This window comes from Allobosea sp. UNC402CLCol (assembly GCF_000745475.1).
Classification (GTDB): Bacteria; Pseudomonadota; Alphaproteobacteria; order Rhizobiales; family Beijerinckiaceae; genus Allobosea; species Allobosea spartocytisi.
Genome location: NZ_JQJJ01000008.1, coordinates 933,394 through 959,575, shown reverse-complemented (window position 1 = coordinate 959,575; position 26,182 = coordinate 933,394). Strand labels below are relative to the sequence as shown.

Below are 26,182 nucleotides of genomic sequence, written 5' to 3'. Positions count from 1 at the left end.
GAAACGCATGCTCCGGTTCGAGTTAAGCCCCCGGCAAGGTTAATGTCCGGTATACGGGGCGGCGCTTACGGCGAACCCTGTGCGGAGACAGCTTCCAGAGTTCCTGCTCCGCGCCCCCCGGCTTCGACGAGGGCGTGCGTCAACGCTTCGGCCAGCCGCTCCGTTCGACGATCCTGTCGCTCGAGCAGGACGATACGCCGGGTCAACTGGGGCGTGCCGAACGGCAGACATATCAGGTCGAGATGCAGGCGCGCATCATCGGATAGCGGGGCAATCGCGACGCCGAGCCCTTTCTCGACCATGTGCAGGATGACTTCCTGGCTATCCAGAACCATTTCCTCTCGCACGGTCATGCGCTGCCGGCGCAGCTCTCGATCGATGACCCTGCCGGCCCAGGCACGGCTGTCGAATCTGATGAAAGGCAGCTCGTTCAACAGCTCCCGCTGATCCTTCCGCTCGTTGCCTTTCGGCGCGACAAGCCAGAAACGATCGCTGTACAGGGGCGTCCAGACCAGATCGGGCGGATGAGGGCGGACAGGCTCCGTCGTGACCGCCGCATCCAGCTCGCCACCGGCCACCTGAGCCGCGAGCTCCGCCGACATGCCGGCGACGACGTGAACCCGGATGCGGGGGTGAGCCCGCTTCAACGTGATCAGCGCGTCGGGCAGGGCGCCTGACAAGGCCGTCTGGATCGCACCGATCTTCAAGCGGCCGGCCAGCGCGTGCTCGTCACCCAGCGCCTCGGGGATCCGGTCATAGAGCGCCAGAACCTCTTCCGATTTCGCGAGGACGATCTTGCCGGCTTCGGTCAAGACCGGCAGCCGTCGTGACCGATCGAACAGGCGCACACCGAATTCGTCCTCGAGAGACTTCACCTGCAAGCTCACGGCAGATTGGGTCAGCCCCACGGCCTCGCCGGCGCGCGCGAAGGAGCCATGGCGCGCAATGGCATGCAAGGTCCGAAGGGCACGCAGCGACATGGCGAATCCTTCCCATCGCGGTCGAGGTATATCAACAAGTATTTCTCATTGATTGAAAGAGAATTCAGAATTTTTCCTGGCGAATGGGAACTGGTAGGTCTTCGTCCGGTTTTGCGGCGCGAGTTTGACATGGCAGCCTTCCCAAGCGTAGCGTCCGGCAGTCCGGCAGGGGCTGATCCGGCTCGGCGGGATTCAGATCATTCCCAAGCGAGCCTGGCGATGCCGGCGGAGCGGAGCCGGCGTATCGCTGCGAGCCGCGGCGCGCGGCCATGACGGAGCAGGTGCTTCTGGCCCTTCTGCCCGTCATCATCTTGATCGGACTGGGGATGGCGCTGCGCCAGCGGCGCATTCTGGCCGACAGCTTCTGGCCCCAGGCGGAGCGGCTCGGCTACTATGTCCTGCTCCCCAGCCTGTTCTTCCACGGCCTGGCAACGGCGCATCTTGAAGCGTTGCCGGTTCGTGACCTGGCCTTGACGCTGATCCTTTCGACGATTGCGGTCGCGGCGCTGGTCATGGCCGTCCGGCCGTTGCTGAATCTGGACGGCCCGGCATTCACCTCGGTGTTTCAGGGCAGCGTGCGGTTCAACAACTATGTGGGCGTGACCCTTGCGGGAGGGCTGTTCGGAGCCCAGGGCATCGCGCTGGCCGCGATCTGCAATGCCGCGATCGTGCCGACGGTCAATGTCCTGTGCGTGCTGGTGTTTGCCCGCCATGGCTCGGCCAAGCTGAATGGCCGAGCCATTCTCAAGCAGCTCGTCACGAACCCGCTGGTGGTGGCTTCGCTCGGCGGGATCGCTTTCCAGCTGATCGGCCTCGGCATTCCGCGCGGCCTTGAGTCGGCCATGCGCTCGCTGGGGGCGGCCTCATTGCCCCTTGGTCTGCTCTGCGTCGGCGCCGCGCTCGATTTCAGCTCGGCGCGCCGATGGATCGGACCAGTCGCTTCGTCGTCGATGATGAAATTCCTGGCCATGCCCGCCGCAACGGTGCTCGTGGCCATGGTCACGGGGCTGAACGGCCCGGCCCTGACGACGGCGCTGCTTTTCCAGGCCCTGCCGACGGCGTCCTCCGCTTACATCATGGCTCGGCAGCTCGGTGGCGATGCGCCTTTGATGGCCGGGATCACAGCGATCCAGACCGCCCTCGCCATGGCGGCGATCCCTCTCGTGCTGATCGGTCTGACGGGCTGGCTCGCGGCTTGATGCAAAAAACCCGCTCCGGCTGACCGGAGCGGGCTCGTCTCATGGCTGTTGATCTCGGCTTTCGCCGCGACAGGTTCAGGCCGCGTCGGGCTGGGCCGGGGGATTGGCCGGCGGGTTGTTGCGGCGGTCGTTCATGAACTGATCGAACTCGGCCTTGTCGCGGGCCATGCGCAGGCGGCCCAGGAAATCGTGGAACTCGCGCTGCTCGTCCTCGAGCCGGCGCAGCGTCTCGGCCTTATACTCGTCGAAGGCACGGTTGCCGCTCGAGGGCTCGCGGCCCCAGCCGCCGAAGCCGCCGCCGAAACCGCGGCCCTCACGGCCCGCCATGCGCTCGCGCATCCGGTCCATCTTGCCCTGCAGGCGGCTCATCCGATGTTCGTAACGGTCTCCGGCATATCCGCAACCCATGCGTCCACTCCCAAACAGAAAGGCCAGGGTCGCCAGACCCAGCGGCCACCACACGATGAAGCCGAGCACCGCGAAGGCGATCCAGGCTCCTCTTCCGTATTCGTCAAGCTTCGTGACGATCGGCATCTTTCTCCTCCGCTCATCGACGTGAATGTAAATCACATTCACATAGATGCTTGCGAGGGTCCGGCTTGTCAAGAATGGCCGGCGAAAAATCGTCAGACGGCGGGTGGGGGTGCGGTTTCCGGGCCGATTCCCAGGCCCTGGAGATAGATCAGCATGCCCGCCTCGAGCAGCTCGGCGGCCGACATGGGCAGCGGCCGCCGGCCGCCATCGGCGCGGCCGAACAGGGCGGCGATGCCATGCGACATCGCCCAGATGTGCAGCGCCATCATCAGCGCGGGCGGGCGCTTGTTCTGCGGCAGCCGGGCGATCAAGGCCTCGGCCGCCTGCCGCAGATTGGCGAAGGCGCGGTCGGCGGCAGCCCGCAATTCCGGGCTTGCATCGAGCGACACGCCGGCCTCGAACATGGCGGAATAATAGGCCGGCTCGTCATGGGCGAAAGCCAGATAGGCGCGGCCGAGCCGGTGGAAGGCAGATTCGGGGTCGGGACGCCCCTGGTCCCAGGCGCGCGACAGCGACGCCTCGAAGGCCTGGAAGCCGCGCGCGGCCACATCGGCCAGCAACTCGTCGCGGTCACGGAAATGCCGATAGGGCGCGGCCGGGCTGACGCCGGCCATGCGCGCGGCCTCGGCGAAGGTGAAGCCGTTCGGTCCCTTTTCCCCGATCAGCCCCAGCGCGGCCCGCACCAGCTCCTCCTTGAGGTTGCCGTGATGATAGCCGCGGGGCGTTTCGGGTCTGTCGCGCTTCCAGCTCATGTTAAGAGCGCTAACATGCGGGTGGGCCTTACGTCGATGGTCATGCGCGGCAGCGTCAGTCGTCGAGCATCAGCCGTTTGCGCAAGCCGTCGGGAATGCGCCGTGCCCGGCCGCCGCCGATGCAGGCGACCATGACCTGCGCCGCGATCAGCACTTCTTCGCCGCGCAGCACGCGCTGCTCGAGATCCATGGTGGCGCCACGCGCGGCGGTGCAGTGCGTCTCGACCGTCAGCAGGTCGTCCATCACGGCCGGGCGCAGGAAGTCGATCGTCATCTTGCGGACGGCGAAGCCCAGCGCCGTCTCGCCGTCGAAGAGCTCGCGCTGCTCGATGCCGAGCGCGCGGATGAGCTCGGTGCGGCCACGCTCCATGAAGCGCAGATAGGAGGCGTGATAGACCACGCCGGAGAAGTCGGTGTCCTCATAGTAGACGCGGATGTCGAGGCGATGGACCCTGCTCATGGTGCTCCGGAGGGGTATCGAACGGTTGCCGCTGCCATAGACCAATCGATACGGCTTCGGAAAGGCTGGAACTGCTCAGCCGGAGCGGCGTTACCCGTTGCGTGACCCATGGGAGGACAAGTGATGGCGCAATCCAGCAAGGCGACCGCGCGGCTGCTCGACAAGACCGAGCTCGATCTCGTCGCACGCACCCAGCGCGGTGCGATCGGTGCTCTTCCGGACGATGAATTGCGCGATCTCGCCGCCAAGCTGCGCGAGCGCCGCGACAAGGCGCGCGACGGTGCCCGCCGGCAGAAGCGCGAGATGCGCGGCAAGGCGGAGCCCAAAGGCGCGAAGCCCGCGAGCGACAACAGCGGCACCAAGGCCAAGGCCGACGCGCTGACCGCGGCGCTGAAGCGCGTCGGAGCCGAGCGTACGCGCCGGGCCGAGAAGGAAAAGGCTCCGAGCCAGCGCAGCCTCGCCCGCAAGGCGCTGGCACTGAAGCAACGCCAGAGCGCGGCGCAACGTCCCGCCAGCCGCACGGCCGGCAAGGGCATGCGGCCGGTCGAAAACCCCAAGGCGGTCAAGTCCGGCGCGCTGAACGATGCCGGCGCCCGCCCGGCGATGATGCGCTCGAAGATCGCGCGTCAGTCGTAGCGGGGTGCCGATTTCCGACGGAGACGTGGCGTCATCCCGGACAAGCTGCGTAGCAGCGCAGATTCGGGATCCATCGTAATGCTCCGCAGCCCTTTGATGGGCCCCGGGGCAAGCCCGGGATGACCCAGCAGTTCCGAGAATGGTCGGAACGCTCCAGCCATATCGAGCCCTGCAGACGCTCAGCGCTTGCAGGGCTTGTTCATGAAGGAGCCGCAGTCATAGGGCTGCGAGAGCTGCTCGCGGATCGAAGAGTCCTTGCCTTCGAAGCGGTTGACGATGTCGTCGATGCGCCAGCCGCCGTCCTCCCTGATCATCTGGAATTGGACGGTCACGGGCTTGCCGAAGCTGCGGAAATTGGCCAGCACCGTTGCCTTTCCGGCCGCGACCGGGATCGTGTCGAAGTTCAGCTTCTTGATCTCGCCGTCCTGGCCGTTGAGGAAGGGGTCGGCGCCGATCTGACCCATATCGCCGCTCTCGTCCTGATAAAGGTCGTCGCGGGCGAAGAGCGCGGCCAGGCTCCTGCTCATCAGCCGGTCGCGATGCGGCGGGCGCCAGGCCGGCGGCGGGGCCTTGCCCTTGGCGGCGAGCATCTTGATCGTGATGGCGTAGCCTTCTTCCACCGGCCCGCGCGGCACGTCGTCACCGGCGCGAGCCGAAACCGCCAGGACGGCGAACAGGCCGGTGAGGGCGAGCGCCAGCGCGACATTCCGAAGGATCTGCCTCACGCCTCGTCCTCGTCGTTTCCAAACAGGCCGAACTGGGCCGTCTCGCGCGAGGGCTCGGGCATGCCGAGATGGCGGAAGGCGTGCGGCGTCAGCAGGCGCCCGCGCGGGGTGCGCTGGATGAAGCCCTGCTGGAGCAGGAAGGGCTCGATGATCTCTTCGATCGCGTCGCGCGGCTCGGAGAGCGAGGCGGCGATGGTCTCGATGCCGACCGGGCCGCCGCCGAAATTGATCGCGACGGTGGTGAGATAGCGCCGGTCCATCTGGTCGAGGCCGATCGCGTCGACGTCGAGCAGGGAGAGCGCCTTGTCGGCGACCTTGCGGGTAACGATCGGGTCGCCGTCGACGATGGCGAAATCGCGCACGCGGCGCAGCAGGCGCCCGGCGATGCGCGGCGTCCCGCGGGAGCGCTTGGCGATCTCGTTGGCGCCGTCGTCGGACATCGGCACGCCGAGCACGCGGGCGCCGCGCGAGACGATGCCCTGCAATTCCTCGACCGTGTAGAACTGCAGGCGGATCGGGATGCCGAAGCGGTCGCGCAGCGGCGTGGTCAGCAGGCCGGCGCGGGTGGTGGCGCCGACGAGCGTGAATTTGGGCAGGTCGATCTTGACCGAGCGGGCGGCCGGGCCTTCGCCGATGATCAGATCGAGCTGATAGTCCTCCATCGCCGGATAGAGGATTTCCTCGACCGCCGGGTTGAGGCGGTGGATCTCGTCGATGAAGAGCACGTCGCGCTCTTCGAGATTGGTGAGCTGGGCCGCGAGATCGCCGGCCTTGGCGATGACGGGGCCGGAGGTCGAGCGGAAATTGACGCCGAGCTCGCGCGCCACGATCTGCGCCAGCGTCGTCTTGCCGAGACCGGGTGGGCCGACGAAGAGGACATGGTCGAGCGCGTCGCCACGGGTCCTGGCTGCATTGATGAAGACCTGGAGATTGGCGCGCGCCGCCGCCTGCCCGGTGAAATCGGACAGCGAAAGCGGGCGCAGCGAGGTCTCGCTGTCGTCCTCGCGGCGTTCGGCCGTCATCAGCCCGGAGCGCTTGGGTTCGCTCACAGTGCGATCTCCAGCTCGATGGCGTCGTGGATCGGAATGTCCTTGTATCCCGTCTTGATGATGGTCGGCACGACGGAGCGATAGGCGTCGATCGCGTCGAGATAAAGCCCGGACAGCCGAAAGCCGCGCCGCTGATAGAAGACGAGGCCCGGCATGTTGTCGTTGGTCAGCATGGCCTTGAGCCGTTTCGCCCCCGCCGCTCTCGCGGCCGCGATCACCGCATCGAGCATCCGGATGGCGACGCCTTCGCCGGGTCTCAGCGAATGCAAGGCGCAGAGATAGGCCGTCTCGCCCCGGATCGTCCAGCTCGCCAGCGCGGCGGTACGCCCGTTCGGCTCGTAGAGGCCGAGGGCGTCGATCTCGGCCACGTCATAGACGTGGAGGTCGATCATCATGCGGTGCGAGCCCCAGGCCACCATCATGATCTTGAGCAGTTCGCCCTTGTCGGTGACGACGCGCAGTTCGAGATCGTCCGGCTCGCCGGCCGGGCTCACTTCGCCAGCTCCTTCAGGCCGAGCTTGATGAGCTGGGCGGTGCCGGCGCCGTCCCCGGCCTCCTTCGCCGCCGCGGCGATCGCGGCGATGGCCTGGGCCTGCGGGTAGCCGAGATTGGCCAGCGCCGAGACGGCATCGGCCACGGGCTGGGGCAGCTTCCTGTCCTCGAGCGCGCCGGAGAGCTGGGCGAGACTCGGATCGACATGGCCGAAGGCCGGCGCCTTGTCCTTCAGCTCGGCGCAGAGGCGCTGCGCCAGCTTGGGGCCGACGCCCGGCGCGCGGGCGATGGCCGCCTTGTCATTGGTGGCGATGGCGGTGGCGAGGCCGCCGGGGTCGAGCGTCGAGAGGATGGCGAGCGCGACCTTGGCACCGACGCCCTGCACCACCTGCATCAGCCGGAACCAGTCGCGCTCGACATCGGACATGAAGCCGTAGAGGCGGATCGCATCCTCGCGGACATGGGTCTCGATCGAGAGCACGGCCGCCTCGCCGGGCTTGGGAAGCCGCTGGAGCGTGCGCGAGGAGCATTGCACGACATAGCCGACGCCCTGCACGTCGATGATGACGTGATCCTCGCCATAGGAGTCGATCAGGCCCTTGAGCTTGCCGATCATCGTGTGGATTCCCCGGCCGTCATTCAGCCCGCCGCGCGCATCTGCGCGACCAGGGCCCTCATGCCGCGATGCTGGGCATGGCAGATCGCGACGGCCAGCGCATCCGCCGCGTCGGCGGAGCTGGTCTCGGCCTTGGGCAGCAGCACGCGGATCATCGCCTGCACCTGCTTCTTGTCGGCATGGCCGACGCCGACCACGGTCTTCTTGACGAGGTTCGCCGCATATTCCGCCACGCTCAGCCCCGCCAGCGATGGCACCACCAGCGCGATGCCGCGGGCCTGTCCGAGTTTCAGCGCCGATTGCGGGTCGCGGTTGACGAAGGTCTCCTCCACCGCCGCCTCATGCGGCCTGTGGGCGGCGATCACCTTGCCGATGCCTTCGTGAAGCTGCCGCAGCCGGTCGCCGAGCGGCAGCGCGCCATCGCTCTCGATACAGCCGCAGGCGACGAAGGAGAGCTTGCTGCCCTCCGATATGACGATCCCCCAGCCGGTCTTCCGGAGGCCGGGATCGATGCCGAGGATGCGAATCGGAGGTGCCATGGTGCCTCAAACTAGCGGGTGTTTCGGATTTGTCCCATGCGACGCGCCGGCATGGATGAATTCTCCTCATCGGACACATCAGAAAGGACGATTTCCTTTTCCGGCCGGGCAAGGACATGGTGCAGTTCGTTTCCCTCCTCGCATTTCTCCCGTGATGTCCGGCCTACAAAACCTGTTCTTTCCGGCTCTCGCCGGCGACGGCGTCGTCGTTCTCCTCGCCGCCACATTGCTGGGGGGGCTGGTGCGCGGCTTCACCGGCTTCGGCTTCGCGATGGTGTTCATGCCGCTCGCCTCGGTGGTGCTGGGGCCGGTCGCGGCGCTGGGGCTGATCTGGTTCATCGACCTGCCCGTGGCCCTGCCGGTCGCTGCCCGGAGCGCGAAACAGGCCGAATGGCGGGAGATCGTGCCGCTGCTCGTGACCGCGACGCTCGCCTTGCCGGCCGGCGTCTGGCTGCTCACCTGGCTCGATCGCGAAACGATGCGCTGGGTGCTGGCGCTGCTGGTGCTGGCGGCCGTCGGGCTGATGGCCTCGGGCTGGCGCTATCACGGGCGGCCGACCGTCTCGCTCTCGCTCGGCGTCGGCGCGCTCTCCGGCTTGTGCAACGGCATGGCCTCGATCGGCGGGATGCCGCTCGCCGTGTTCTGGCTCGGCGCGCAGCGCAACGACCGCCACAAGACGCGCGCCAACCTGCAGACCTTTTTCGGGATCTCGACCTTCATCAGCGGCGCGGTGCTGTGGTGGAAAGGCATCCTCACCCTACAGGCGCTGCTGACGGCGGTGCCGCTTTTCGCCGTCTACGCGATCGGCTTCTGGGGCGGCGTGCATGGCTTCCGCCTCGCCTCGGAGGCGAGCTTCCGGCGCGGCGCCTATCTGGTGATCTTCCTCAGCGCCCTGGTCAGCCTGCCGCTCTGGGATGCGATGATCGGGCGCTGAGGGGCGTCATGCTCGGGCTCGCCCCGAGCATCTCATCGAAAGGGAGGCTCCAGAGCCTCTTTCGGCCCGGGATTCTCGGGTCTGCGCTTCGCTTCGCCCGAGAATGACGCCGTGAAGCGAGCCGGCTCCCCTCAGGCGCTGAGCTTGGCCATGATGTCGTCGGCGATCTCGAAATTGGCGAAGACGTTCTGGACGTCGTCGTCGTTGTCGAGGGCTTCCATCAATCGCATCATCGAGGCGGCCTTCTCCTCGTCGAGCGGGGCCGAGGTCGTCGGCCGCCAGACGGGCTTCGCCGAAGCCGGCGCGCCGAGCGCGGCTTCGAGGGCCTTGGAGACCTCGTTCAGGGCGTCGAAGGCGCAGAGGATGGTGTGGCCGTTCTCGTCCGAGATCACGTCGTCGGCGCCGGCCTCGATCGCCGCTTCCATCACGGTGTCGGCGTCGCCGGCCTCCGGCGGATAGCTGATCTCGCCGACGCGGTTGAACATGAAGGAGACGGAGTTGCTTTCGCCGAGCGCGCCGCCCGACTTGGTGAAGTAGGAGCGCACGGCGGAAGCCGTGCGGTTGCGGTTGTCGGTCAGCGCCTCGACGATGACGGCTGCGCCGCCCGGGCCGTAGCCCTCGTAGCGGACCTCGTCATAATTGTCGCCTTCGCCGCCGGCCGCCTTGTTGATGGCGCGCTGGATATTGTCCTTCGGCATGTTCTCGGCCCGGGCGGCGAGCACGGCCATGCGCAGGCGCGGGTTCATGTTGGGATCCGGCATGCCCATCTTGGCGGCGACGGTGATTTCGCGGGCCAGTTTCGAGAACAGCTTGGAACGCACCGCGTCCTGCTTGCCCTTGCGGTGCATGATGTTCTTGAACTGTGAATGGCCGGCCATGGGCTTCCGTTGCCTTCTGCGATTGATCCGTAACGCGCCTGGTCCGGGCGGCGTTCCAGCCCAGTGATCCAGCAAAGCGGCCTTATAGGCGGCGGATTTGCCCGCAGGCAAGCGGGATGCGGCCCTGTCCGAGCCTGCCATTAGATGAATCTTTACCGTGCAAGCGCAGCATTCAGGGCAGTATCGACCCGCGCCCCGCTACCGCTCCCGCCATCCCGAGTGACATCTTGACCACCAAAACGATCGCCGGGCAGGAGCACCGTTTTCGCGCCTTCCAGATCTCGGAGCGCGACCTGGCGCTGCTGGGGGCGCTGGCGGGTTTCGCGCGCGCACGCCTGCCCTCGCTATTGCCGCAACTGCACGAACAGTTCGCGCCCTGGCCTGAGATCGCCAAGGCGCTGAGCCAGCCGCAGGTTCACGAGCGACGGCTGGCGCATTGGATCCGGTTGGCCTCGGGCGATTTCGGTGAAGGGTTCACGGAGTCGGCCCGCAGCCTGGCGACGGCTTTCCACGAGCATGGCGTCCCGATCTATGCGGTCGTCATCTGCCACGGCATCGTGGTCAACGCCCTGATCGCCGAACTCGGGCTCGACCAGCGCAGATTGACGAGCCTGAGCGGGCGCTGGCGCCGTGCGCGCCTCGATACCGGGATCGCCACGCGTGCGGCCCTGTCCAAGGCCGCCCAGTTCGATCTCGAGCTCCTCCTCGAAACCTATGCGCTGGTCGAGCAGGACCGCGGTGACGCGACGCGCCGGCAGATCGAAGCCTTCGAGGGCACGGTCCGCGATGTCGTGAGTGCCGTGGGCTCGGGCGCGGTGAAGGTCGAGAGCCTGGCCGCCACCATGGAGGCCGTCGTCGGCGAGACCAGCGCGCAGGCTTTCATGGCCGTGCGGACCGCGGACGACGCGTCGAGCAATGTCAGCAATGTCGCGGCGGCCACGAACGAGCTGTCGATCTCGCTCGACCATGTCGCGGCGGAGGTCGTCCGCGCCTCGGAACTGGCCCATGAGGCGGATGCGGCCGCGCAGCAGACGGATGCGATCGTCCAGAGCCTGTCGCGTTCGGCCAACACGATCGGCTCGGTCGTGGAGCTGATCCAGATGATCGCGAGCCAGACCAATCTGCTCGCCCTCAACGCCACGATCGAGGCGGCGCGCGCCGGCGAGGCCGGGCGCGGCTTCGCCGTCGTCGCGACGGAGGTGAAGCAATTGTCGGCCCGGACGGCGCAGGCGACAGGCGAGATCGCCGCGCAGGTGCCGGCGATGCAGGCGGCGACTCGCGAGGCGGTCGCGGCGCTCGAACGCATCGTCGCCTTCGTCAGCCAGGTCAGCGGGATCGCCTCGGTCGTCGCCGCCAGCATCGACGAGCAGCGGGCTGCGACGCAGGAGATCGCCCGCAGCGCGCATCAGGCCGCGGTGGGCACGGAGGCGAATGCCGATGCGATCGGCAAGCTGAGCACGCGGGCGCAGGAGGCGGGCAATGCCGTCTCCGAGGTGCTGGGTGTCGCCGGCGCGCTCTCCCGGCACGCGGCCGGCATGAGCGAGGCCTTCGAGACCTTGATCCGGCAGTCCCGCGCCGTCGCTTCCGACCGGAAAGCGGAGCCGGCTTTCCGGAATCATAGGTTGCAATGACAAGCAGATAGATCGCCGCTCATGGGTCCGCTGGGACGCGCGGCGATCTAACCGAGCGGGCCTTGGCTCAGGCGGCCCAGCCGGGCAGGGCCTCGCTCAGATGCGGGCCGATGCGGACCGCCCAAGTGGCTTTGGCCAGCCCGGTCGCGTCGTCGATCTCGACGGCGATGCCCGAGAGCGTGCCTTCGCCGGTGGCCGGCTCCAGTCGCGCGCCCGGCACCTTCTGCAGGAAGCGGCGCACCGGCTCGTCCTTCTGCATGCCGAGCACGGAATCATAGTCGCCGCACATGCCGGCATCGGATTGATAGGCGGTTCCGGCCGGCAGGATGCGCGTGTCCGAGGTCGGAGCGTGGGTATGGGTACCCACCACGAGGCTGGCGCGGCCATCGAGGAAATAGGCCATGGCCTGTTTCTCGCTCGTCGCCTCGGCATGAACATCGACGATGACGGCATCCGCGACCTCGCCGAGCGGGCAAGCGGCAAGCTCGCGCTCGACGGCGGCGAAGGGGTCGTCCAGCGGGTCCATGAAGAGCCGGCCCATGACGTTGACGACGAGCACCCGGGCGCCGTTGCGGGCTTCGACGACCGTGGCGCCACGGCCGGGCGTGCCGGGCGGATAATTGGCCGGGCGGATCAGCCTGTCCTGCCTGTTGATGAAGACGAGGGCCTCGCGCTGGTCCCAGGAATGGTTGCCCAGCGTGATCACATCGGCGCCGGCGGCGAGGATCTCATCGCAGATCGCCTCGGTGATGCCGAAGCCGCCGGCGGAGTTCTCGCCGTTGATGACGACGCAGTCGAGCTTCCAGGCTTCGCGCAGGGCAGGCAGGCGCTCCTGCACCGCAATCCGGCCCGGGCGGCCGACGATGTCACCGAGGAAGAGAAGACGCATGAAACCGGTCCGCAGGCTGTGATGCTTCCTCCGTGGCCCGAAAGCCCGGCGGAATCAACCGCAGCGGATGGTTTCGCGCTCGGTCACGATCCAGTCGAGGCGCCGGTCGTGCGGTTGGTCGGGCACGGCTTCGATCTCCTGCGCCGCATAGGCGATGCCGATGCTGACGGTCGGGCCGAGCTCGGCCAGCGCGCGATCGTAATAGCCCCGGCCGTAGCCGATGCGGTAGCCGCGCCGGTCGAAGGCGGCCAGCGGCACGATCAGGATGCGCGGCGCGATCTCGGGCTGCTGCGGGGACGGAACGAGCGTGCCGAAACCGCCCGGAACGATCGGCTCATAGGGCGCCCATCGGCGGAAGATCATGCGCCCGGCGACGATCGCGGGCAGGCAGAGCGGCAGGCCGCGCCGGTGCAGCTCTTCCAGGACCGGGCGTGGATCGGCCTCCGAGCGCATCGGCCAATAGGCAGAAACCGGGCCGTCTGCATTCCAGAACGGCAAAGCCAGCGTCCGTTCCGCGATGTCGGGGTCCCATTCGAGGCGGTCGTCGATTTCGAGCGCATCACGCCGGGCGAGCGCCGACGCGCGTAGTGCTGCCTTGACGGCGGAAGGCTGGGGAAGGGTCTCGGACGCCATGCTGGTCATAAAGGCTGCGGAGCCACCTCGGCCGTGGAGTTTTGAATCCCGGGACACCTACAGAAGTAGGTGGGCGCCGTGTGTCCGGATCCAGGGACCCGGTCAGGGACAGCTCCCTAGGGAGTCGTATGGGCCCGGGGAATGCTGTCTCGCACGCACCAGGCAGCCCCGCCCAACCAATGTAGGCAACGCGCCGGCAAAGCGCCAGAGGCGTTTTGCCGGCGCCAGCCGAATTTCGCAGGCGGTTCATGAAGTTGTTCATATTTTGGCCGTGGTGCGTGAGTGATATAAGAGATGCGCGACAGTTTCAGTTAAGGAACCGGTTTTTCAGATGCCTGGCTTTTCCCTTGCCCGCCTCCTCGCCCGTCCGGCATTGCCGGCGCTCGCGCTCGCTGCGGGGCTTTTCGGAGCGGCCCTGCCGGCTTCGGCGCAGGATGCCGCCGATCTGCTGGTGCGCACCACCCGGCTCGAAAACCAGCTCCGCCAGATGGCCGGACAGATCGAGCAGCTCCAGTTCGAGAACAAGCGCCTGAGCGACCAGCTCAGCCGCTTTCAGCAGGATGTCGATTTCCGCCTGAACGAAAAGGGCGGTGCGCGTCCCTCCGCCACGCCTCCCGCCGGCGGGACGCCGCAGCGCCAGCGCCGCGGCGATGCCTTCGACCCGACGACCCAGCAGGGTGCGGCCGGGGCCCCCCAACAGCTTGGCGGCGGCATCGCCGGCATCATCGAGGACGAGTATTCCGGAGGTCCGGCGACGGGCCAGCCGCTCGATCTGCAAGGCGTCGGGCGCCCGGTCCAGCAGGGCGGGGCGGCTCCGGGCGTCCCGCGCGGCCAGAGCGTCGCTGCCGCGAGCGGTCCGGCCACGGCCAAGGAAGCCTATGACGGCGCCTATGCGGCGTTCCAGCGCCGCGAATACGAGCAGGCCGAGATGGGCTTTCGCCAGTTCCTGCAGAGCTATCCGCGTGACCGGCTCGCCACCGACGCGACCTTCTGGCTCGGCGAGAGCTACATGCAGCGCCAGCGTTATCGCGAGGCGGCGGAGCAGTTCCTGAAGATTTCCAAGGAATCGCCGCGCGCCGGCAAGGCGCCCGACAGCCTGCTCAGGCTCGGCATGGCGCTGAACGGGCTCGGCGCCAAGGAGCAGGCCTGCGCCACCTATGCCAAGGTCGGCGTGGATTATCCGCAGGCCTCCAGTGCCGTGCGGCAGGCGGTCGAGCGCGAGCGCCGCCGTTCCGGCTGCGCTTGAGCGCGGTTCTCCCTCTCGATCCTTCGGCGGCGCCGGTCTCGGCTGCCGAGGCCTGTGCCTTGTTCGAGCCTCTGGCAGATGAGCCGGGGCTGCTCGTCGCCGTCTCGGGCGGGCCCGATTCCGTTGCTGTGCTGGCGCTGCTGGCGGATTGGGCGAAGCTGCCGGGGCGTCCCTCCCTCCAGGCCGCGACGGTCGATCACGGCTTGCGGCCGGAGGCCGCCGGCGAGGCCGAGGCGGTCGCGAGGCTTTGCGGGCGGCTGGGCGTCGCACACAGAATCCTGCGCTGGGCCGGGCCGAAGCCCGCCAACGGCCTGCAGGCCGCCGCGCGGCAGGCTCGCTACGACCTCCTCGCGGAGGAAGCGTTGCGGCGCGGCAACGCGGCCATCGTCACGGCGCATACGCTCGACGACCAGGCCGAGACGCTGCTGATGCGGATCGCCCATGGTTCGGGGCCGGCGGGGCTCGTCGGCATGCGCCCGCGCAGCTTGCGAGGCGCGGTCGCGATCGTCCGGCCACTGCTGGGCCTCGCGAAATCGCGGTTGATCGCCACCGCCGAGGCACGGGGCCTGCCCTTCGTCCGCGATCCCAGCAATGCCGATTCGCGTTTCGAGCGGGTGCGCTGGCGCGAATTGGCGCCGTCGCTCGCGGAACACGGCCTCGATGCGGCGCGGCTCGGATTGCTTGCGGAGCGCATGGCCCGGCAGGAAGATGCCGTGGCACGCCGGGCGGCGGATGTGCTGGCGCAGCGGTGGCTCCCGGTCACCGTGGGGGAGGAGCGGCGGCTCGGCTTCCGGCAGCTTGCCGAAGAGCCGGAGGAGATCGTCCTGCGCGTGCTGGCGCTTGCGCTGGCGGAAATGACGCAAGGCGTCGAGAGCTATGGGCGGCTGGAGCGGCTGGAGGCCTGCGCAGCGGCGCTGCTCGCCGCATCGCGTGCGGGGTCCGCCACAAAGCGGACGTTCTCCGGATGCATCCTGTCGCTCGACCGGAACGGCGTGCTGAGCTTGCGGCGGGAGGGGCCGCGCAGACGCGGTGTTCACCCTGCGACATCATAGTAACGTGGCGTCGCGCGTTTTGCGTGCGTTTCCCTTGGCAAGGACGCATGTCGCACCTAGATTGCCTGTTAAGTGAAACCAGGCCTTATCCGGTTGGTCCCGGCAGGCCCGATCGGACTGGTGATGAATCCGAATTTTCGCAATTTCGCCCTCTGGGTGGTGATCTTCCTGCTGGTCCTGGCGTTGGTGACGCTGTTCCAGAGTCCGAGCCAACGCTCGAACACCAACGAGATTCCCTACAGCCAACTGATCAACGAGTCCGATTCCGGGCGCATCTCGAGCGTCGTGGTCGCGGGCCAGGAAATCTCCGGCACCTTCTCGGATGGTCGCAACTTCGTGACCTATGCGCCCTATGGCGACCCGAACCTGCTGAAGACGCTGGCCCAGAAGGGCGTGACGGTTTCGGCCCGCGCTCCTTCCGAGGGCACGCCCTGGTTCATGGCGCTGCTGGTCAACTCGCTGCCCTTCGTCATCTTCATCGGCCTGTGGATCTTCATGTCCCGCCAGATGCAGAACGGCGCCGGCCGGGCGATGGGCTTCGGCAAGTCCAAGGCGAAGCTCCTGACCGAGGCGCATGGCCGCGTCACCTTCGAGGACGTCGCCGGCATCGACGAGGCCAAGGAAGACCTCCAGGAGATCGTCGAGTTCCTGCGCGATCCGCAGAAATTCCAGCGGCTGGGCGGGCGCATTCCGCGCGGCGTGCTGCTCGTCGGCCCTCCCGGTACGGGTAAGACCCTCACGGCGCGTGCCGTCGCGGGCGAGGCCAATGTGCCGTTCTTCACGATCTCGGGCTCCGACTTCGTCGAGATGTTCGTCGGCGTCGGCGCGAGCCGTGTGCGCGACATGTTCGAGCAGGCCAAGAAGAACGCCCCCTGCATCATCTTCATCGACGAAATCGACGCGGTCGGCCGCCATCGCGGTGCCGGCCTCGGCGGCGGCAATGACGAGCGCGAGCAGACGCTGAACCAGCTCCTTGTCGAGATGGACGGCTTCGAGCCGAACGAAGGCGTCATCATCATCGCCGCGACCAACCGTCCCGACGTGCTCGATCCCGCCCTGCTGCGTCCAGGCCGCTTCGACCGCCAGATCGTCGTTCCGAACCCGGACGTCGCTGGCCGCGAGAAGATCCTGCGCGTCCATGTCCGCAAGGTGCCGATGGCGCCGGATGTCGACCTCAAGATCCTCGCCCGCGGCACGCCCGGCTTCTCCGGCGCGGACCTGATGAACCTCGTCAACGAGGCGGCATTGCTGGCAGCCCGCCGCGGCAAGCGCATGGTCACCCATGCCGAGTTCGAGGACGCCAAGGACAAGGTCATGATGGGCGCCGAGCGCAAGTCCATGGCCATGTCCGAGGAAGAGAAGAAGCTGACCGCCTATCACGAGGCCGGTCACGCCATCGTCGGCCTCTATGTTCCCGCCGGTATCCCCGTTCACAAGGCGACGATCATCCCGCGCGGCCGTGCGCTCGGAATGGTCAAGTTCCTGCCGGAGGGCGACCGCTACTCGATGAAGTTCAAGGAGTTCACCTCGCAGCTCGCGGTCGCCATGGGCGGGCGCGTGGCGGAGGAGATGACCTTCGGACGCGAGAACGTCACCTCGGGCGCCACCGGCGACATCCAGCAGGCGACCAAGATGGCCAAGGCCATGGTCACGCAGATGGGCTATTCTGACGAACTCGGCATGGTCGCCTATGGCGACAATCAGGAAGAGGTCTTCCTCGGCATGTCGATGGGCCGTAGCCAGGCGGTCTCCGAGGCGACTGCCCAGAAGATCGACGCCGAGGTCAAGCGCCTCGTCGACAACGGCTACCAGGACGCCAAGGCCATCCTCACCGAGCACCATGACGAGTTCGTCTCGGTGGCCGAGGCGCTGCTCGAATTCGAGACGCTGACGGGCGAGGAAATTCGCGACCTGATCGCCGGTAAGCGCCCGGTGCGCGACGCTGACGACACGCCGCACGCCCCGCGCGGCTCGGCCGTGCCGAGCGCCGGCAAGGGCCGCAAGCGCGGCGAACCCGATGCCGGGCTGGAGCCGCAACCGCAGGCGTGAGGCGGTTCGACTGGAATGAAAAAGGCGGCCTTCGGGCCGCCTTTTTCATGTGTGGTGGGAGATCGCCTCCGTTCCGCTTCCGCGCCGTCATCCCGGACAAGCCGCCCCTGGCGGCGCCGATCCGGGATCCATGCCAGAGCGCATTTCGGAAACATGCCGGCACGGATCCCGGGTCTCCGCTTCGCTGCCCCCGGGAGGACAGGGCCTGAATGATGAGAGCGGGGCTATGCGGGGCCGCGTCCCTGTCACGCTCCGTCATATTTTGTGAGAAGGCGGAAAGGTTTTTTGGCTATAGAAGAACGCAAATTCAGGGCGCTGGCGCCCTCTCGGAAGCGATTGGCAATGACGCGCAAATATTTCGGAACGGACGGCATTCGTGGGCGGGCGAACGGCGTCATCACGCCCGACCTCGCCCTGAGGGTCGGGCAGGCCACCGGCCTCGCCTTCCGCCGCGGCGAGCACCGCCACCGGGTGGTGATCGGCAAGGATACCCGTCTGTCGGGCTATATGATCGAATATGCCATGGTGGCCGGCTTCACCGCGGTCGGCATGGACGTCATGCTGCTCGGCCCGATGCCGACGCCGGCCGTCGCCATGCTGACACGCTCGATGCGTGCCGATCTCGGCGTGATGATCTCGGCCTCGCACAACGCCTATGAGGATAACGGCATCAAGCTGTTCGGGCCCGACGGCTACAAGCTCAACGACGATGTCGAACGCGAGATCGAGGCGCTGATCGACGCCGATCTCGGCCCGCGCCTGGCGACTTCGCCGATGCTCGGCCGGGCCAAGCGCATCGACAGCGCCGATGCGCGCTATGTCGAATTCGCCAAGCGGACGCTGCCGCGCAATCTGAGCCTGGAAGGCCTGCGCATCGTGCTCGATTGCGCCAATGGCGCCGCCTACAAGGTGGCGCCGCAGGCGCTCTGGGAGCTGGGTGCAGAGGTCATCACCATCGGCGTCGAGCCCGACGGCTTCAATATCAACCGGGAGATCGGCTCGACCCATCCGTCCACCCTGGTCAGCAAGGTCAAGGAGATGCGCGCCGATGTCGGCATCGCACTCGACGGCGACGCCGACCGCGTGCTGGTGGTGGACGAGCATGGCCAGGTCGTCGATGGCGACCAGCTCATGGCTGTGATCGCGCGCTCCTGGCTGGAGGATGGCCGGCTCTCGGCGCCGGGCATCGTCGCGACGGTGATGTCCAATCTGGGGCTGGAGCGCTATCTGGCGGGCTTAGGCCTGTCGCTGGCGCGCACCGCGGTCGGGGACCGCTATGTGCTGGAGCATATGCGCAATCACGGCTTCAACCTCGGCGGCGAGCAGTCCGGCCATATCATCCTCTCGGATTTCGGCACGACCGGGGACGGGCTCGTCGCAGCGCTGCAACTGCTCGCGGTGGTGAAGCGGATGGACAAGCCGGTCTCGGAGGTCTGCCACTGCTTCGAGCCGCTGCCGCAGATCCTCAAGAATGTGCGCTACAAGACCGGCAAGCCGCTGGAGCAGCAGGCGGTGATGAGCGCGATCGAGGCGGCGAAGCAGTTGCTTGGCGAAAGCGGGCGCCTGGTGATCCGGCCCTCCGGCACCGAGCCGGTGATCCGTGTGATGGCCGAGGGCGACGACCGCGATCTGGTCGAGCGCGCGGTCGACGATGTCGTCGATGCGGTGACGAAGGCCGCGGCCTGAGAAGAGCGCGCGTCATGCTCGGGCTTGATCCGAGCATCTCCTGCCGAAGGAGGCTCCGACGGTTATTCCGGCACGAGATTCTCGGGTCTGCGCTTCGCTTCGCCCGAGAATGACGGCGGCGGTGTCCTTACACTACAGCGGTCAGCCCGCCATCGACCATCAGCAGGTGGCCGTTGACGTAGTCGGAAGCCGCCGAGGACAGGAAGATCGCGGCGCCGACCAGCTCCTTCGTCTCGCCCCAGCGCCCGGCCGGCGTGCGGCTGCAGACCCAGCTGGTGAAGGCTTCGTCGGCGAGCAGCGCCTGGTTGATCTCGGTGGTGAAATAGCCGGGGCCGATGGCGTTGGCCTGGATGTTGTGCTTGCCGAGCTCGGCGGCGAGCCCCCGCGTCATCATCTTCACCGCGCCCTTCGACGCCGTGTAGGGGATGATGGTGGCGCGGCCGAGCTCGCTCATCACCGAACCGATGCTGATGATCTTGCCGCGTTTACGGGGCAGCATCCGCTTCGCCACGGCTTGGGTGACGTAGAACACCGAATGCAGATTGGTGTTCATCACCTCATGCCAGCCCTCGACCGGGAATTCGGTGATCGGCGCCCGCTTCTGCATGCCGGCATTGTTGATGAGGATATCGATCGGGCCGATCTCAGCCTCGATCATGGCGATTCCGGCCTCGACGGCCTTCTGGTCGGTGACATCGAAGGGCGCGATGGAAGCCTTGCGGCCGGCCGTGGTCAGCGTCTGCTGCGCCCGTTCGAGCTTCGTCTTGTCGCGGCCGTTCAGCACGACATGGGCGCCGGCTTCCGAGAGGCCCTCCGCCAGGGCGAGCCCGATGCCCTGGCCCGAGCCGGTGACCAGCGCGACCTTGCCTTCCAGGCTGAACAGCGACAGCGACATGGCGTATCCTCGCAAAATGCCGGAGCCCGGCGTCGGTTTCGTTTGCGCCGGTGGCGCGTCGTTGGGTAAGCAGTTTTCAAACGATTAGACAACGGCGCGGCTAAGCTTGTCTCGCGCCATTTGAGGAGAAGCCGCCATGCGTGCCGTCGTCATCCATGCCGAGAAGGATCTGCGCGTCGAGCAGACGACCGCGCCGGAGCTGGGGCCGCGCGACGTGCGCGTGCGGATGGAAGCCGGCGGCATCTGCGGCTCGGACCTGCATTACTACCTGCATGGCGGCTTCGGCACGATCCGCGTGCGCGAGCCTCTGATCCTGGGCCACGAGATCGCCGGCCGGGTTGAGGCCGTCGGCGGCGAGGTCTCGCGGGTGAAGCCGGGCGACCGGGTCGCGGTCAATCCGAGCCGCGCCTGCGGCCATTGCCGCTATTGCCAGATGGGGCTGCAGCAGCACTGCACCGACATGCTGTTCTATGGTTCGGCGATGCGCTTCCCGCATGTGCAGGGCGGCTTTCGCGACGTGCTCGTGGTCGAGGAGCGGCAGGCGGTGAAGGTGGCGCCGGGCGTCACCGCGGCGCAGGCCGCTTTCGCCGAGCCGCTTTCGGTCTGTCTCCACGCCGCCAAGCGCGCCGGACCGCTGCTCGGCAAGCGCGTGCTGGTAACGGGGGCGGGGCCGATCGGCGCGCTCACCATCGTCGCGGCGAAGGCGGCGGGCGCTTCGGAGATCGTTGCCACCGACGTGGTGGACGGGCCGCTGCCGGTGGCGCGCAAGATGGGCGCGACGGCGGCGATCAACGTCATGGCCGAACCGGACCGGCTGAAGGAGGAATACGGGGCGGAAAAGGGCGCCTTCGACGTGATGTTCGAAGCGTCGGGAAACCAGCATGCGCTGACCGGGGCTTTCGACGCGGTGCGCTCGGGTGGCACCATCGTGCAGATCGGCGTCGGCGGTCAGTTCACCCTGCCGATGAACGTGGTCGTCGCCAAGGAGTTCGACCTGCGCGGCTCCTTCCGCTTCCATGAGGAGTTCGACTGGGCGGTGGCGATGATCGGTTCGGGCAATATCGACCTCTCGCCGCTGCTGACGGCGACGCTTCCCGTCGACCGCGCCGTCGAGGCCTTCGACCTCGCCGCCGACAAGGCGAAGGCGATCAAGGTGCAGCTCGACTTCGCTTGAGTTGTAGCTGGCTCGTCATTCTCGGGCCGCCTCAGCGGACCCGAGAATCTCCGGACGAGATAATGCCAGAGCCTTCTTCGGCGAGAGATGCTCGGGGCAAGCCCGAGCATGACGGCTGGAAGCGCTCCTAGAACAACCCTTCGATATGCCCCTGCGCGTCGATGTGGATGCGTTCGGCGGCGGGTTCGCGCGGCAGGCCGGGCATGGTCATGATGTCCCCGCAGATCGCGACGACGAAGCCGGCGCCGGCCGAGAGCCTGAGTTCCCGCAAGGGGACGATGTGGCCGGAGGGCGCGCCGCGGAGCGTCGGGTCAGCCGAGAAGGAATACTGGGTTTTGGCGACGCAGATCGGCAGGTCGCCGAAGCCGGCGGCCTCGAGATCGGCGAAGCGCGCCGCGAGCTTGGCGTCGAGGCTGATGCCGGCCGCACCGTAGATCTCGCGCGCCACCGTCTCCAGCTTCTCGCGCAGCGGCATGGCGTCCGGGTAGAGCGGGGCGAAATCGGCCTCGCCCTCATCCGCGAGCGCGGCGACCTTGTGGGCGAGTTCCTCCGCGCCGGCGCCGCCTTGCGCCCAGTGGCGGCAGATCACCGCCTCGACGCCGAGATGGTTGCGGCAGTAATTGCGGATGAGTTCGTGCTCGGCGGCGGTATCGGTCGCGAAGTGGTTGATCGCGACGATCGGCGGCACGCCGAACTTGCGGATGTTGCCGACATGGCGGGTGAGATTGGCGAGCCCGGCTTCGAGCGCCTTGAGATTCTCCTGCCCGAGCGCGTCCTTTGCTACGCCGCCATGCATCTTGAGGGCGCGGACGGTGGCGACGACGACGGCGACGGCCGGTTTCAGCCCGGCCTCGCGGCATTTGATGTCGAAGAACTTTTCCGCGCCGAGATCGGCGCCGAAGCCGGCCTCGGTGACGACGTAATCGCCCAGCTTCAACGCCGCGCGGGTCGCGATCACCGAATTGCAGCCATGGGCGATGTTGGCGAAGGGGCCGCCATGGACGAAGGCCGGGGTGCCCTCCAGCGTCTGTACCAGGTTCGGCATCAGCGCGTCCTTGAGCAGCACGCTCATCGCGCCGGTCGCCTTGAGATCGGCGGCGGTGATCAGGCGCTTGTCGCGGGTGCGGCCCACAACGATGCGGCCGAGGCGCTCCTCCAGATCGGCGGAATCACGGGCCAGGCAGAAGATTGCCATCACCTCCGAGGCGACGGTGATGTCGAAGCCGTCCTCGCGCGGGAAGCCGTTGCCGTTGCCGCCGAGCGAGGAGACGATCGAACGCAAGGCGCGGTCGTTCATGTCGAGCACGCGGCGCCAGGTGATCGTGCGGGTATCGAAGCCGAGCCCATTGCCCCAGTAGACATGGTTGTCGACCATCGCGGCGAGCAGGTTGTGGGCGCTGGTGATGGCGTGGAAATCGCCGGTGAAATGCAGGTTGATCTGCTCCATCGGCACGACCTGGGCATAGCCGCCGCCGGCGGCGCCGCCCTTCATGCCGAAGCTGGGGCCCAGCGAGGGCTCGCGCAGCGCGATCATCGTCTTCTTGCCGATGCGCGTCAGCCCGTCGCCGAGGCCGACCGTGGTGGTGGTCTTGCCTTCTCCCGCCGGCGTCGGGCTGATCGCGGTGACGAGGATCAGCTTGCCGTCCGGCTTGTCATGGAAGCCGGGAATCGCATCGGTGTCGATCTTGGCGATGAACTTGCCGTAGGGGTGGAGCGCTTCCGCGCGGATGCCGGCTTGCTCGGCAATGGCGCCAACAGGTTGAAGCGTCGCGGCGCGCGCGATCTCGATATCGGTGGGCATCCGTCCTCTCGGAGACTGTGCTGGCCCGCGCGCCTCCCGGGGGCGGGGCGTCGAGACACTGGCCGGAAATGCTGGGCGCTGCCAGCGTTTTCAAAGGGTGATGCACAGCGGAGGCGCTGTGTCCTGCGTCATGCTCGGGCGGCGCCGTGCGCCGACCCGAGAATCTCGGGATTGGCTAGCTGGCTTTAGAGAGGGTCGGGTCAAGCCCGACCATGACGAACAAGCTCACCCCGCCAGACGCGCGTTCTGCGGGAAGAGGAATTTGCGGGCGTCCGCATCGACCTCGGTCTTGAAGGCGAACTGGTCCTTCAGCGCCATGGCGCGCTGGGCGGCCGGCCGTGCCGAGATCTCGTCGGTGTGGCGCTTCACGTTCGGGAACATCGTCGCCCAATCCTCCCCGACGGCGAAGGAAAGCCGCGTCGCCCAGCCCCAGACCGACATGTCGATCAGCGTGTAGTCCTCGCCGAGCATATAGCGCCGGGTCTTCAGCCGCTCGTCGATGATGCCCCAGTGACGCTCGGCCTCGCGGGCGTAGCGGTTGATCGCATAAGGGATCTTCTCGGGGGCGAAGCGGCTGAAATGCACGGCCTGACCGCAATAGGGCCCGATGCCGGTGGCGACGAACATCAGCCAGGACAGCATCTCGCCACGCGCCTTCGGCGTATCCTGCGGCAGGAACTTTCCGGTCTTCTCGGCGAGATAGAGCAGGATCGCGTTGGAATCGAAGACGGTGACGTCGCCATCGGTCAGCGCCGGCGTCTTGGCGTTGGGGTTGATGGCGAGGAAGTCCGGCTTGAACTGGTCGCCCTTGCGGGTGTCGACCGGGACCATCTCGTAGGGCAGGCCGGCTTCCTCGAGGAAGAGCGCGATCTTCGCCGGGTTCGGCGAGGGGTGGTAGTAAAGCTTGATCATGGCAGGCTCCCGCTTGGTCCGGGCAGGTTACGGATCGCGGCATAGGAGACGAGATCGGTCAGCGCGGCAATCGTCACATCCGCATGGAAGCCAAGCTGTTCCGGCTGCAGGCGCAGCGCCTTGAACATCAGCTTCGGGTCGATCGTGCCGGTCGCCTCGATCTCGACCCGCAAGGCCGCGGCCGGCACGCGTTCGATGCGCGCGACCGTGAAGCCATGGGCCTTGGCGCCGGCGATGTCGAAGCCGTTGGAGGAGACGAAGAGGATCTCGTCGCGCGAGAGGCCGAGCCGCTTCTCGACATGGGCATAGCCGCGCGGATCGGGCTTGTAGACGCCGATCTCGTCGACGCTGATGACGGTCTCCAGGAACTCGCCGATGCCGGCGTGGGCGACGAGGCGCTTCAGCATGGCCGGGCTGCCGTTCGAGAAGATGGCGAGCCGGTAGGAGGCGAGCCCTTGCAGCGCGGCACGCGCCTCGGGATAGAGCGCAAGCCCGTCATAGGCGCCGGCGATCTCCGCCAGGAATGCGGGCGTCGCGGTGAGGCCCAGTGTTTTCAAGGTGAAGTCGAGGGATTCGGTCGTGACCGTCCAGAAATCCTCGTAGCGACCCATCAGCGCGCGCAGCCAGGTGTATTCGAGCTGCTTCAATCGCCAGATCTGGGTGATGGTCGCGCCATGGCCGGGGAAAGCGGCCTCGGTGACGGCGGCGACGGACTGGACGTCGAACAGCGTTCCATAAGCGTCGAAAACCAGGGCCTTGATCGGCATGGACATCCTCCGTCCGGGGCTAGGTCTCTGATCGTTCGCCTTCTTAGCACTCGCATCGGCGGCGCAGCACATGGTATCCGCACCAGCACCTTTTCCTGAATGCCGAAGGTCAAGCCGATGCCGCCTCGTCCCGTGATGTTGATGATCCTCGATGGCTGGGGCTGGCGCGAGGATGCCGAGAACAACGCGATCAAGCTGGCGAAGACGCCGAATTTCGATCGCTTCTGGGCGAACAGTCCGCATACCTTCCTGCGGACCTCGGGGCTCGATGTCGGTCTCCCTCCCGGGCAGATGGGCAATTCCGAGGTCGGCCATCTCAATCTCGGTGCCGGGCGCGTGGTGATGCAGGATCTGCCGCGCATCAACCAGGCGATCGCCGATGGCTCGATCGCGAAGGCCGTGGAGGAGAGCGGGCTCGTCGCTGCGCTGAAGGCGAGCGGCGGCGCCTGCCACTTGCTCGGCCTCGTCTCGCCGGGCGGCGTCCATGCGCATCAGGACCATGCCGTCGCGCTGGCGAAGATCGTCGCGGCGCAGGGCATTCCGGTGAAGCTGCATGTCTTCACCGATGGGCGCGATACCCCGCCGCAATCGGCCGCCGATTATGTGAAGAGCTTCGCGGCCGCGCTGCCGGCCGGCGCGACCATCGCCAGCGTATCCGGGCGCTACTACGCGATGGATCGTGACAACCGCTGGGAGCGCGTCGAGAAGGCCTGGAGCGCGATGGTGCTGGGGCAGGGGAATGCCTTCCCCGATGCGCAGGCGGCCATCGCCGACGCCTATGCCGGCAAGGTCACGGACGAGTTCATCGTGCCGGCCGTGATCGGCGGTTATGCGGGGATGCGGGACGGCGACGGGCTGCTCAGCTTCAACTTCCGCTCCGATCGCATCCGCGAAATCCTGAACGCGGTGCTGGAGCCGGATTTCGCGGGCTTCGTCCGGCCGCGCGTGCCGAAGCTGGTCAAGGCGGTCAGCATGACCTCCTACAGCGCCGAGCTCGACAAAGTGATGCCGGCGCTGTTCCTGCCGCAGACGCTCGCCAACGGTCTGGGCGAGACGGTCGCCAAGGCCGGGCTGAAGCAGGTGCGTATGGCGGAAACGGAAAAATATCCGCACGTCACCTATTTCTTCAATGGCGGCGAAGAGACGCCTTATCCCGGCGAGGACCGGGTGATGGTGCCGTCGCCCAAGGTCGCGACTTATGATTTGCAGCCGGAAATGTCGGCGCCGGAGCTGACCGCCAAGGCGGTCGAGGCGATCGATTCAGGCCGCTACGACCTCGTCATCCTGAACTTCGCCAATACCGACATGGTCGGCCATACCGGCGTGCTCGCGGCGGCGATCAAGGCGGCCGAGACGGTCGATGCGGGGCTCGGCGCCATCGCGGACGCCGTGCAGCGGCAGGGCGGGGCGCTGCTCGTCACCGCCGATCACGGCAATGCCGAATTGATGGTCGATCCGGTCACCGGCAAGCCGCACACGGCGCACACCACCAATCCGGTGCCGCTGATGCTGATTGGCGGGCAGGCCAAGGCGCTGGCCGAGGGGCGGCTCGCCGACATTGCGCCGACGCTGCTGGCGCTGATGGGGCTCGCCCAGCCGGCCGAGATGACCGGGCAGTCGCTGCTGCGCTGACGGGGAGTTTTTCCAGCACAG

Annotated in this window: 26 protein-coding genes and 1 other RNA gene; 10 read left to right on the top strand and 17 right to left on the bottom strand. The window is 67.3% G+C overall.

The annotated features are described in order from the left end of the window. Nucleotides 1–65 precede the first annotated feature (65 nt). Nucleotides 66–980, bottom strand: a complete 915-nt coding sequence (locus GY40_RS06605) for a LysR family transcriptional regulator (protein ID WP_051987578.1) — start codon at nt 978–980, stop codon at nt 66–68. Between the two features lie 269 nt (nt 981–1,249). Here GY40_RS06605 and GY40_RS06600 point away from each other — a divergent pair, with 269 nt between their 5' ends. After that, a complete protein-coding gene (locus tag GY40_RS06600; RefSeq protein WP_038359639.1) occupies nt 1,250–2,179 on the top strand; it encodes an AEC family transporter in 930 nt (309 codons plus the stop codon). A gap of 75 nt (nt 2,180–2,254) precedes the next feature. On the opposite strand, the gene GY40_RS06595 is transcribed toward GY40_RS06600, so the two are convergent. The 3 genes from GY40_RS06595 to ybgC all read right to left on the bottom strand — a co-directional run bounded on the left by GY40_RS06595 (nt 2,255) and on the right by ybgC (nt 3,925). Next, the gene (locus GY40_RS06595; protein WP_038359637.1) at nt 2,255–2,713 is read right to left on the bottom strand and encodes a DUF2852 domain-containing protein; all 459 of its coding nucleotides are present in this window, start codon (nt 2,711–2,713) and stop codon (nt 2,255–2,257) included. A 92-nt stretch (nt 2,714–2,805) separates the two neighbouring features. Then, nucleotides 2,806–3,465, bottom strand: a complete 660-nt coding sequence (locus tag GY40_RS06590) for a TetR/AcrR family transcriptional regulator (RefSeq protein WP_038359635.1) — start codon at nt 3,463–3,465, stop codon at nt 2,806–2,808. Nucleotides 3,466–3,520: 55 nt separating this feature from the next. After that, nucleotides 3,521–3,925: a tol-pal system-associated acyl-CoA thioesterase gene (gene ybgC / locus GY40_RS06585; RefSeq protein ID WP_038359633.1), complete on the bottom strand. Its 405-nt coding sequence runs from the start codon at nt 3,923–3,925 to the stop codon at nt 3,521–3,523. 123 nt (nt 3,926–4,048) lie between these two features. On the opposite strand from ybgC, the gene GY40_RS06580 reads away from it, so the two are divergent. Beyond that, nucleotides 4,049–4,561 carry a hypothetical protein gene (locus GY40_RS06580; RefSeq protein WP_038359630.1) on the top strand — a complete coding sequence of 171 codons (513 nt, stop codon included), beginning with the start codon at nt 4,049–4,051 and terminating at the stop codon, nt 4,559–4,561. A 179-nt stretch (nt 4,562–4,740) separates the two neighbouring features. On the opposite strand, the gene GY40_RS06575 is transcribed toward GY40_RS06580, so the two are convergent. The 5 genes from GY40_RS06575 to ruvC are packed head-to-tail and all read right to left on the bottom strand — an operon-like array spanning nt 4,741 to nt 7,982. Continuing rightward, nucleotides 4,741–5,286: a DUF3828 domain-containing protein gene (locus GY40_RS06575; protein WP_038359628.1), complete on the bottom strand. Its 546-nt coding sequence runs from the start codon at nt 5,284–5,286 to the stop codon at nt 4,741–4,743. Continuing rightward, a complete protein-coding gene (gene ruvB / locus GY40_RS06570) occupies nt 5,283–6,308 on the bottom strand; it encodes a Holliday junction branch migration DNA helicase RuvB (RefSeq protein ID WP_051987631.1) in 1,026 nt (341 codons plus the stop codon). The genes GY40_RS06575 and ruvB overlap by 4 nt, the downstream gene beginning before the upstream one ends. 23 nt (nt 6,309–6,331) lie before the next feature. Next, nucleotides 6,332–6,829, bottom strand: coding sequence for a hypothetical protein (locus GY40_RS26490; protein ID WP_051987577.1), 498 nt, complete (start codon nt 6,827–6,829; stop codon nt 6,332–6,334). Further along, the gene (gene ruvA, locus GY40_RS06560; RefSeq protein WP_038359624.1) at nt 6,826–7,443 is read right to left on the bottom strand and encodes a Holliday junction branch migration protein RuvA; all 618 of its coding nucleotides are present in this window, start codon (nt 7,441–7,443) and stop codon (nt 6,826–6,828) included. Before ruvA ends, GY40_RS26490 begins: the two co-directional genes overlap by 4 nt. Nucleotides 7,444–7,466: 23 nt before the next feature. Next, the gene (gene ruvC, locus GY40_RS06555; RefSeq protein ID WP_038359622.1) at nt 7,467–7,982 is read right to left on the bottom strand and encodes a crossover junction endodeoxyribonuclease RuvC; all 516 of its coding nucleotides are present in this window, start codon (nt 7,980–7,982) and stop codon (nt 7,467–7,469) included. Between the two features lie 154 nt (nt 7,983–8,136). Between ruvC and GY40_RS06550 the strand changes: the two genes are divergently transcribed. Then, nucleotides 8,137–8,916: a sulfite exporter TauE/SafE family protein gene (locus tag GY40_RS06550; protein WP_038359620.1), complete on the top strand. Its 780-nt coding sequence runs from the start codon at nt 8,137–8,139 to the stop codon at nt 8,914–8,916. Nucleotides 8,917–9,047: 131 nt separating this feature from the next. Here the strand turns inward: GY40_RS06550 and GY40_RS06545 are convergent, their stop codons facing one another. Beyond that, nucleotides 9,048–9,794 carry a YebC/PmpR family DNA-binding transcriptional regulator gene (locus GY40_RS06545; RefSeq protein WP_038359618.1) on the bottom strand — a complete coding sequence of 249 codons (747 nt, stop codon included), beginning with the start codon at nt 9,792–9,794 and terminating at the stop codon, nt 9,048–9,050. 227 nt (nt 9,795–10,021) lie between these two features. Here GY40_RS06545 and GY40_RS06540 point away from each other — a divergent pair, with 227 nt between their 5' ends. Beyond that, on the top strand, nt 10,022–11,425 hold the full coding sequence (locus GY40_RS06540) for a globin-coupled sensor protein (RefSeq protein ID WP_051987576.1): 1,404 nt from the start codon (nt 10,022–10,024) through the stop codon (nt 11,423–11,425). A 67-nt stretch (nt 11,426–11,492) separates the two neighbouring features. Here GY40_RS06540 and GY40_RS06535 read toward each other — a convergent pair whose 3' ends face one another. From GY40_RS06535 to ssrS, 3 genes are all read right to left on the bottom strand, one after another. Next, nucleotides 11,493–12,314: a TIGR00282 family metallophosphoesterase gene (locus GY40_RS06535; RefSeq protein ID WP_038359615.1), complete on the bottom strand. Its 822-nt coding sequence runs from the start codon at nt 12,312–12,314 to the stop codon at nt 11,493–11,495. 54 nt (nt 12,315–12,368) lie between these two features. Next, the gene (locus tag GY40_RS06530) at nt 12,369–12,956 is read right to left on the bottom strand and encodes a 5-formyltetrahydrofolate cyclo-ligase (RefSeq protein ID WP_248311101.1); all 588 of its coding nucleotides are present in this window, start codon (nt 12,954–12,956) and stop codon (nt 12,369–12,371) included. Between the two features lie 6 nt (nt 12,957–12,962). Next, nucleotides 12,963–13,119, bottom strand: a non-coding RNA gene (gene ssrS / locus GY40_RS26965) — 6S RNA. A gap of 159 nt (nt 13,120–13,278) precedes the next feature. Here ssrS and ybgF point away from each other — a divergent pair. The 4 genes from ybgF to glmM all read left to right on the top strand — a co-directional run bounded on the left by ybgF (nt 13,279) and on the right by glmM (nt 18,980). Continuing rightward, nucleotides 13,279–14,193: a tol-pal system protein YbgF gene (gene ybgF / locus GY40_RS06525; RefSeq protein ID WP_051987575.1), complete on the top strand. Its 915-nt coding sequence runs from the start codon at nt 13,279–13,281 to the stop codon at nt 14,191–14,193. Between the two features lie 59 nt (nt 14,194–14,252). Continuing rightward, nucleotides 14,253–15,245 carry a tRNA lysidine(34) synthetase TilS gene (gene tilS, locus GY40_RS06520; protein WP_248311100.1) on the top strand — a complete coding sequence of 331 codons (993 nt, stop codon included), beginning with the start codon at nt 14,253–14,255 and terminating at the stop codon, nt 15,243–15,245. A 123-nt stretch (nt 15,246–15,368) separates the two neighbouring features. Continuing rightward, nucleotides 15,369–17,294 (top strand): ATP-dependent zinc metalloprotease FtsH, encoded by a 1,926-nt coding sequence (gene ftsH, locus GY40_RS06515; RefSeq protein ID WP_038360327.1) that lies wholly within the window; start codon nt 15,369–15,371, stop codon nt 17,292–17,294. A gap of 342 nt (nt 17,295–17,636) precedes the next feature. After that, nucleotides 17,637–18,980, top strand: a complete 1,344-nt coding sequence (gene glmM, locus GY40_RS06510) for a phosphoglucosamine mutase (RefSeq protein WP_038359611.1) — start codon at nt 17,637–17,639, stop codon at nt 18,978–18,980. Between the two features lie 127 nt (nt 18,981–19,107). Here glmM and GY40_RS06505 read toward each other — a convergent pair whose 3' ends face one another. Then, nucleotides 19,108–19,875, bottom strand: coding sequence for an SDR family NAD(P)-dependent oxidoreductase (locus GY40_RS06505; protein WP_156115886.1), 768 nt, complete (start codon nt 19,873–19,875; stop codon nt 19,108–19,110). A 136-nt stretch (nt 19,876–20,011) separates the two neighbouring features. Between GY40_RS06505 and GY40_RS06500 the strand changes: the two genes are divergently transcribed. After that, a complete protein-coding gene (locus tag GY40_RS06500; RefSeq protein ID WP_038359609.1) occupies nt 20,012–21,049 on the top strand; it encodes an L-idonate 5-dehydrogenase in 1,038 nt (345 codons plus the stop codon). Between the two features lie 127 nt (nt 21,050–21,176). Here GY40_RS06500 and GY40_RS06495 read toward each other — a convergent pair whose 3' ends face one another. From GY40_RS06495 to GY40_RS06485, 3 genes are all read right to left on the bottom strand, one after another. Further along, complete coding sequence (locus GY40_RS06495) at nt 21,177–22,850, bottom strand: formate--tetrahydrofolate ligase (RefSeq protein WP_038359606.1); 1,674 nt, start codon at nt 22,848–22,850, stop codon at nt 21,177–21,179. Between the two features lie 225 nt (nt 22,851–23,075). Continuing rightward, complete coding sequence (locus GY40_RS06490) at nt 23,076–23,762, bottom strand: glutathione S-transferase family protein (RefSeq protein WP_038359604.1); 687 nt, start codon at nt 23,760–23,762, stop codon at nt 23,076–23,078. Continuing rightward, the gene (locus tag GY40_RS06485; protein WP_038359602.1) at nt 23,759–24,529 is read right to left on the bottom strand and encodes a haloacid dehalogenase type II; all 771 of its coding nucleotides are present in this window, start codon (nt 24,527–24,529) and stop codon (nt 23,759–23,761) included. The genes GY40_RS06490 and GY40_RS06485 overlap by 4 nt, the downstream gene beginning before the upstream one ends. Before the next feature lie 117 nt (nt 24,530–24,646). Between GY40_RS06485 and gpmI the strand changes: the two genes are divergently transcribed. Then, the gene (gpmI, locus tag GY40_RS06480; protein WP_038360322.1) at nt 24,647–26,161 is read left to right on the top strand and encodes a 2,3-bisphosphoglycerate-independent phosphoglycerate mutase; all 1,515 of its coding nucleotides are present in this window, start codon (nt 24,647–24,649) and stop codon (nt 26,159–26,161) included. The last annotated feature ends 21 nt before the right edge of the window (nt 26,162–26,182 follow it).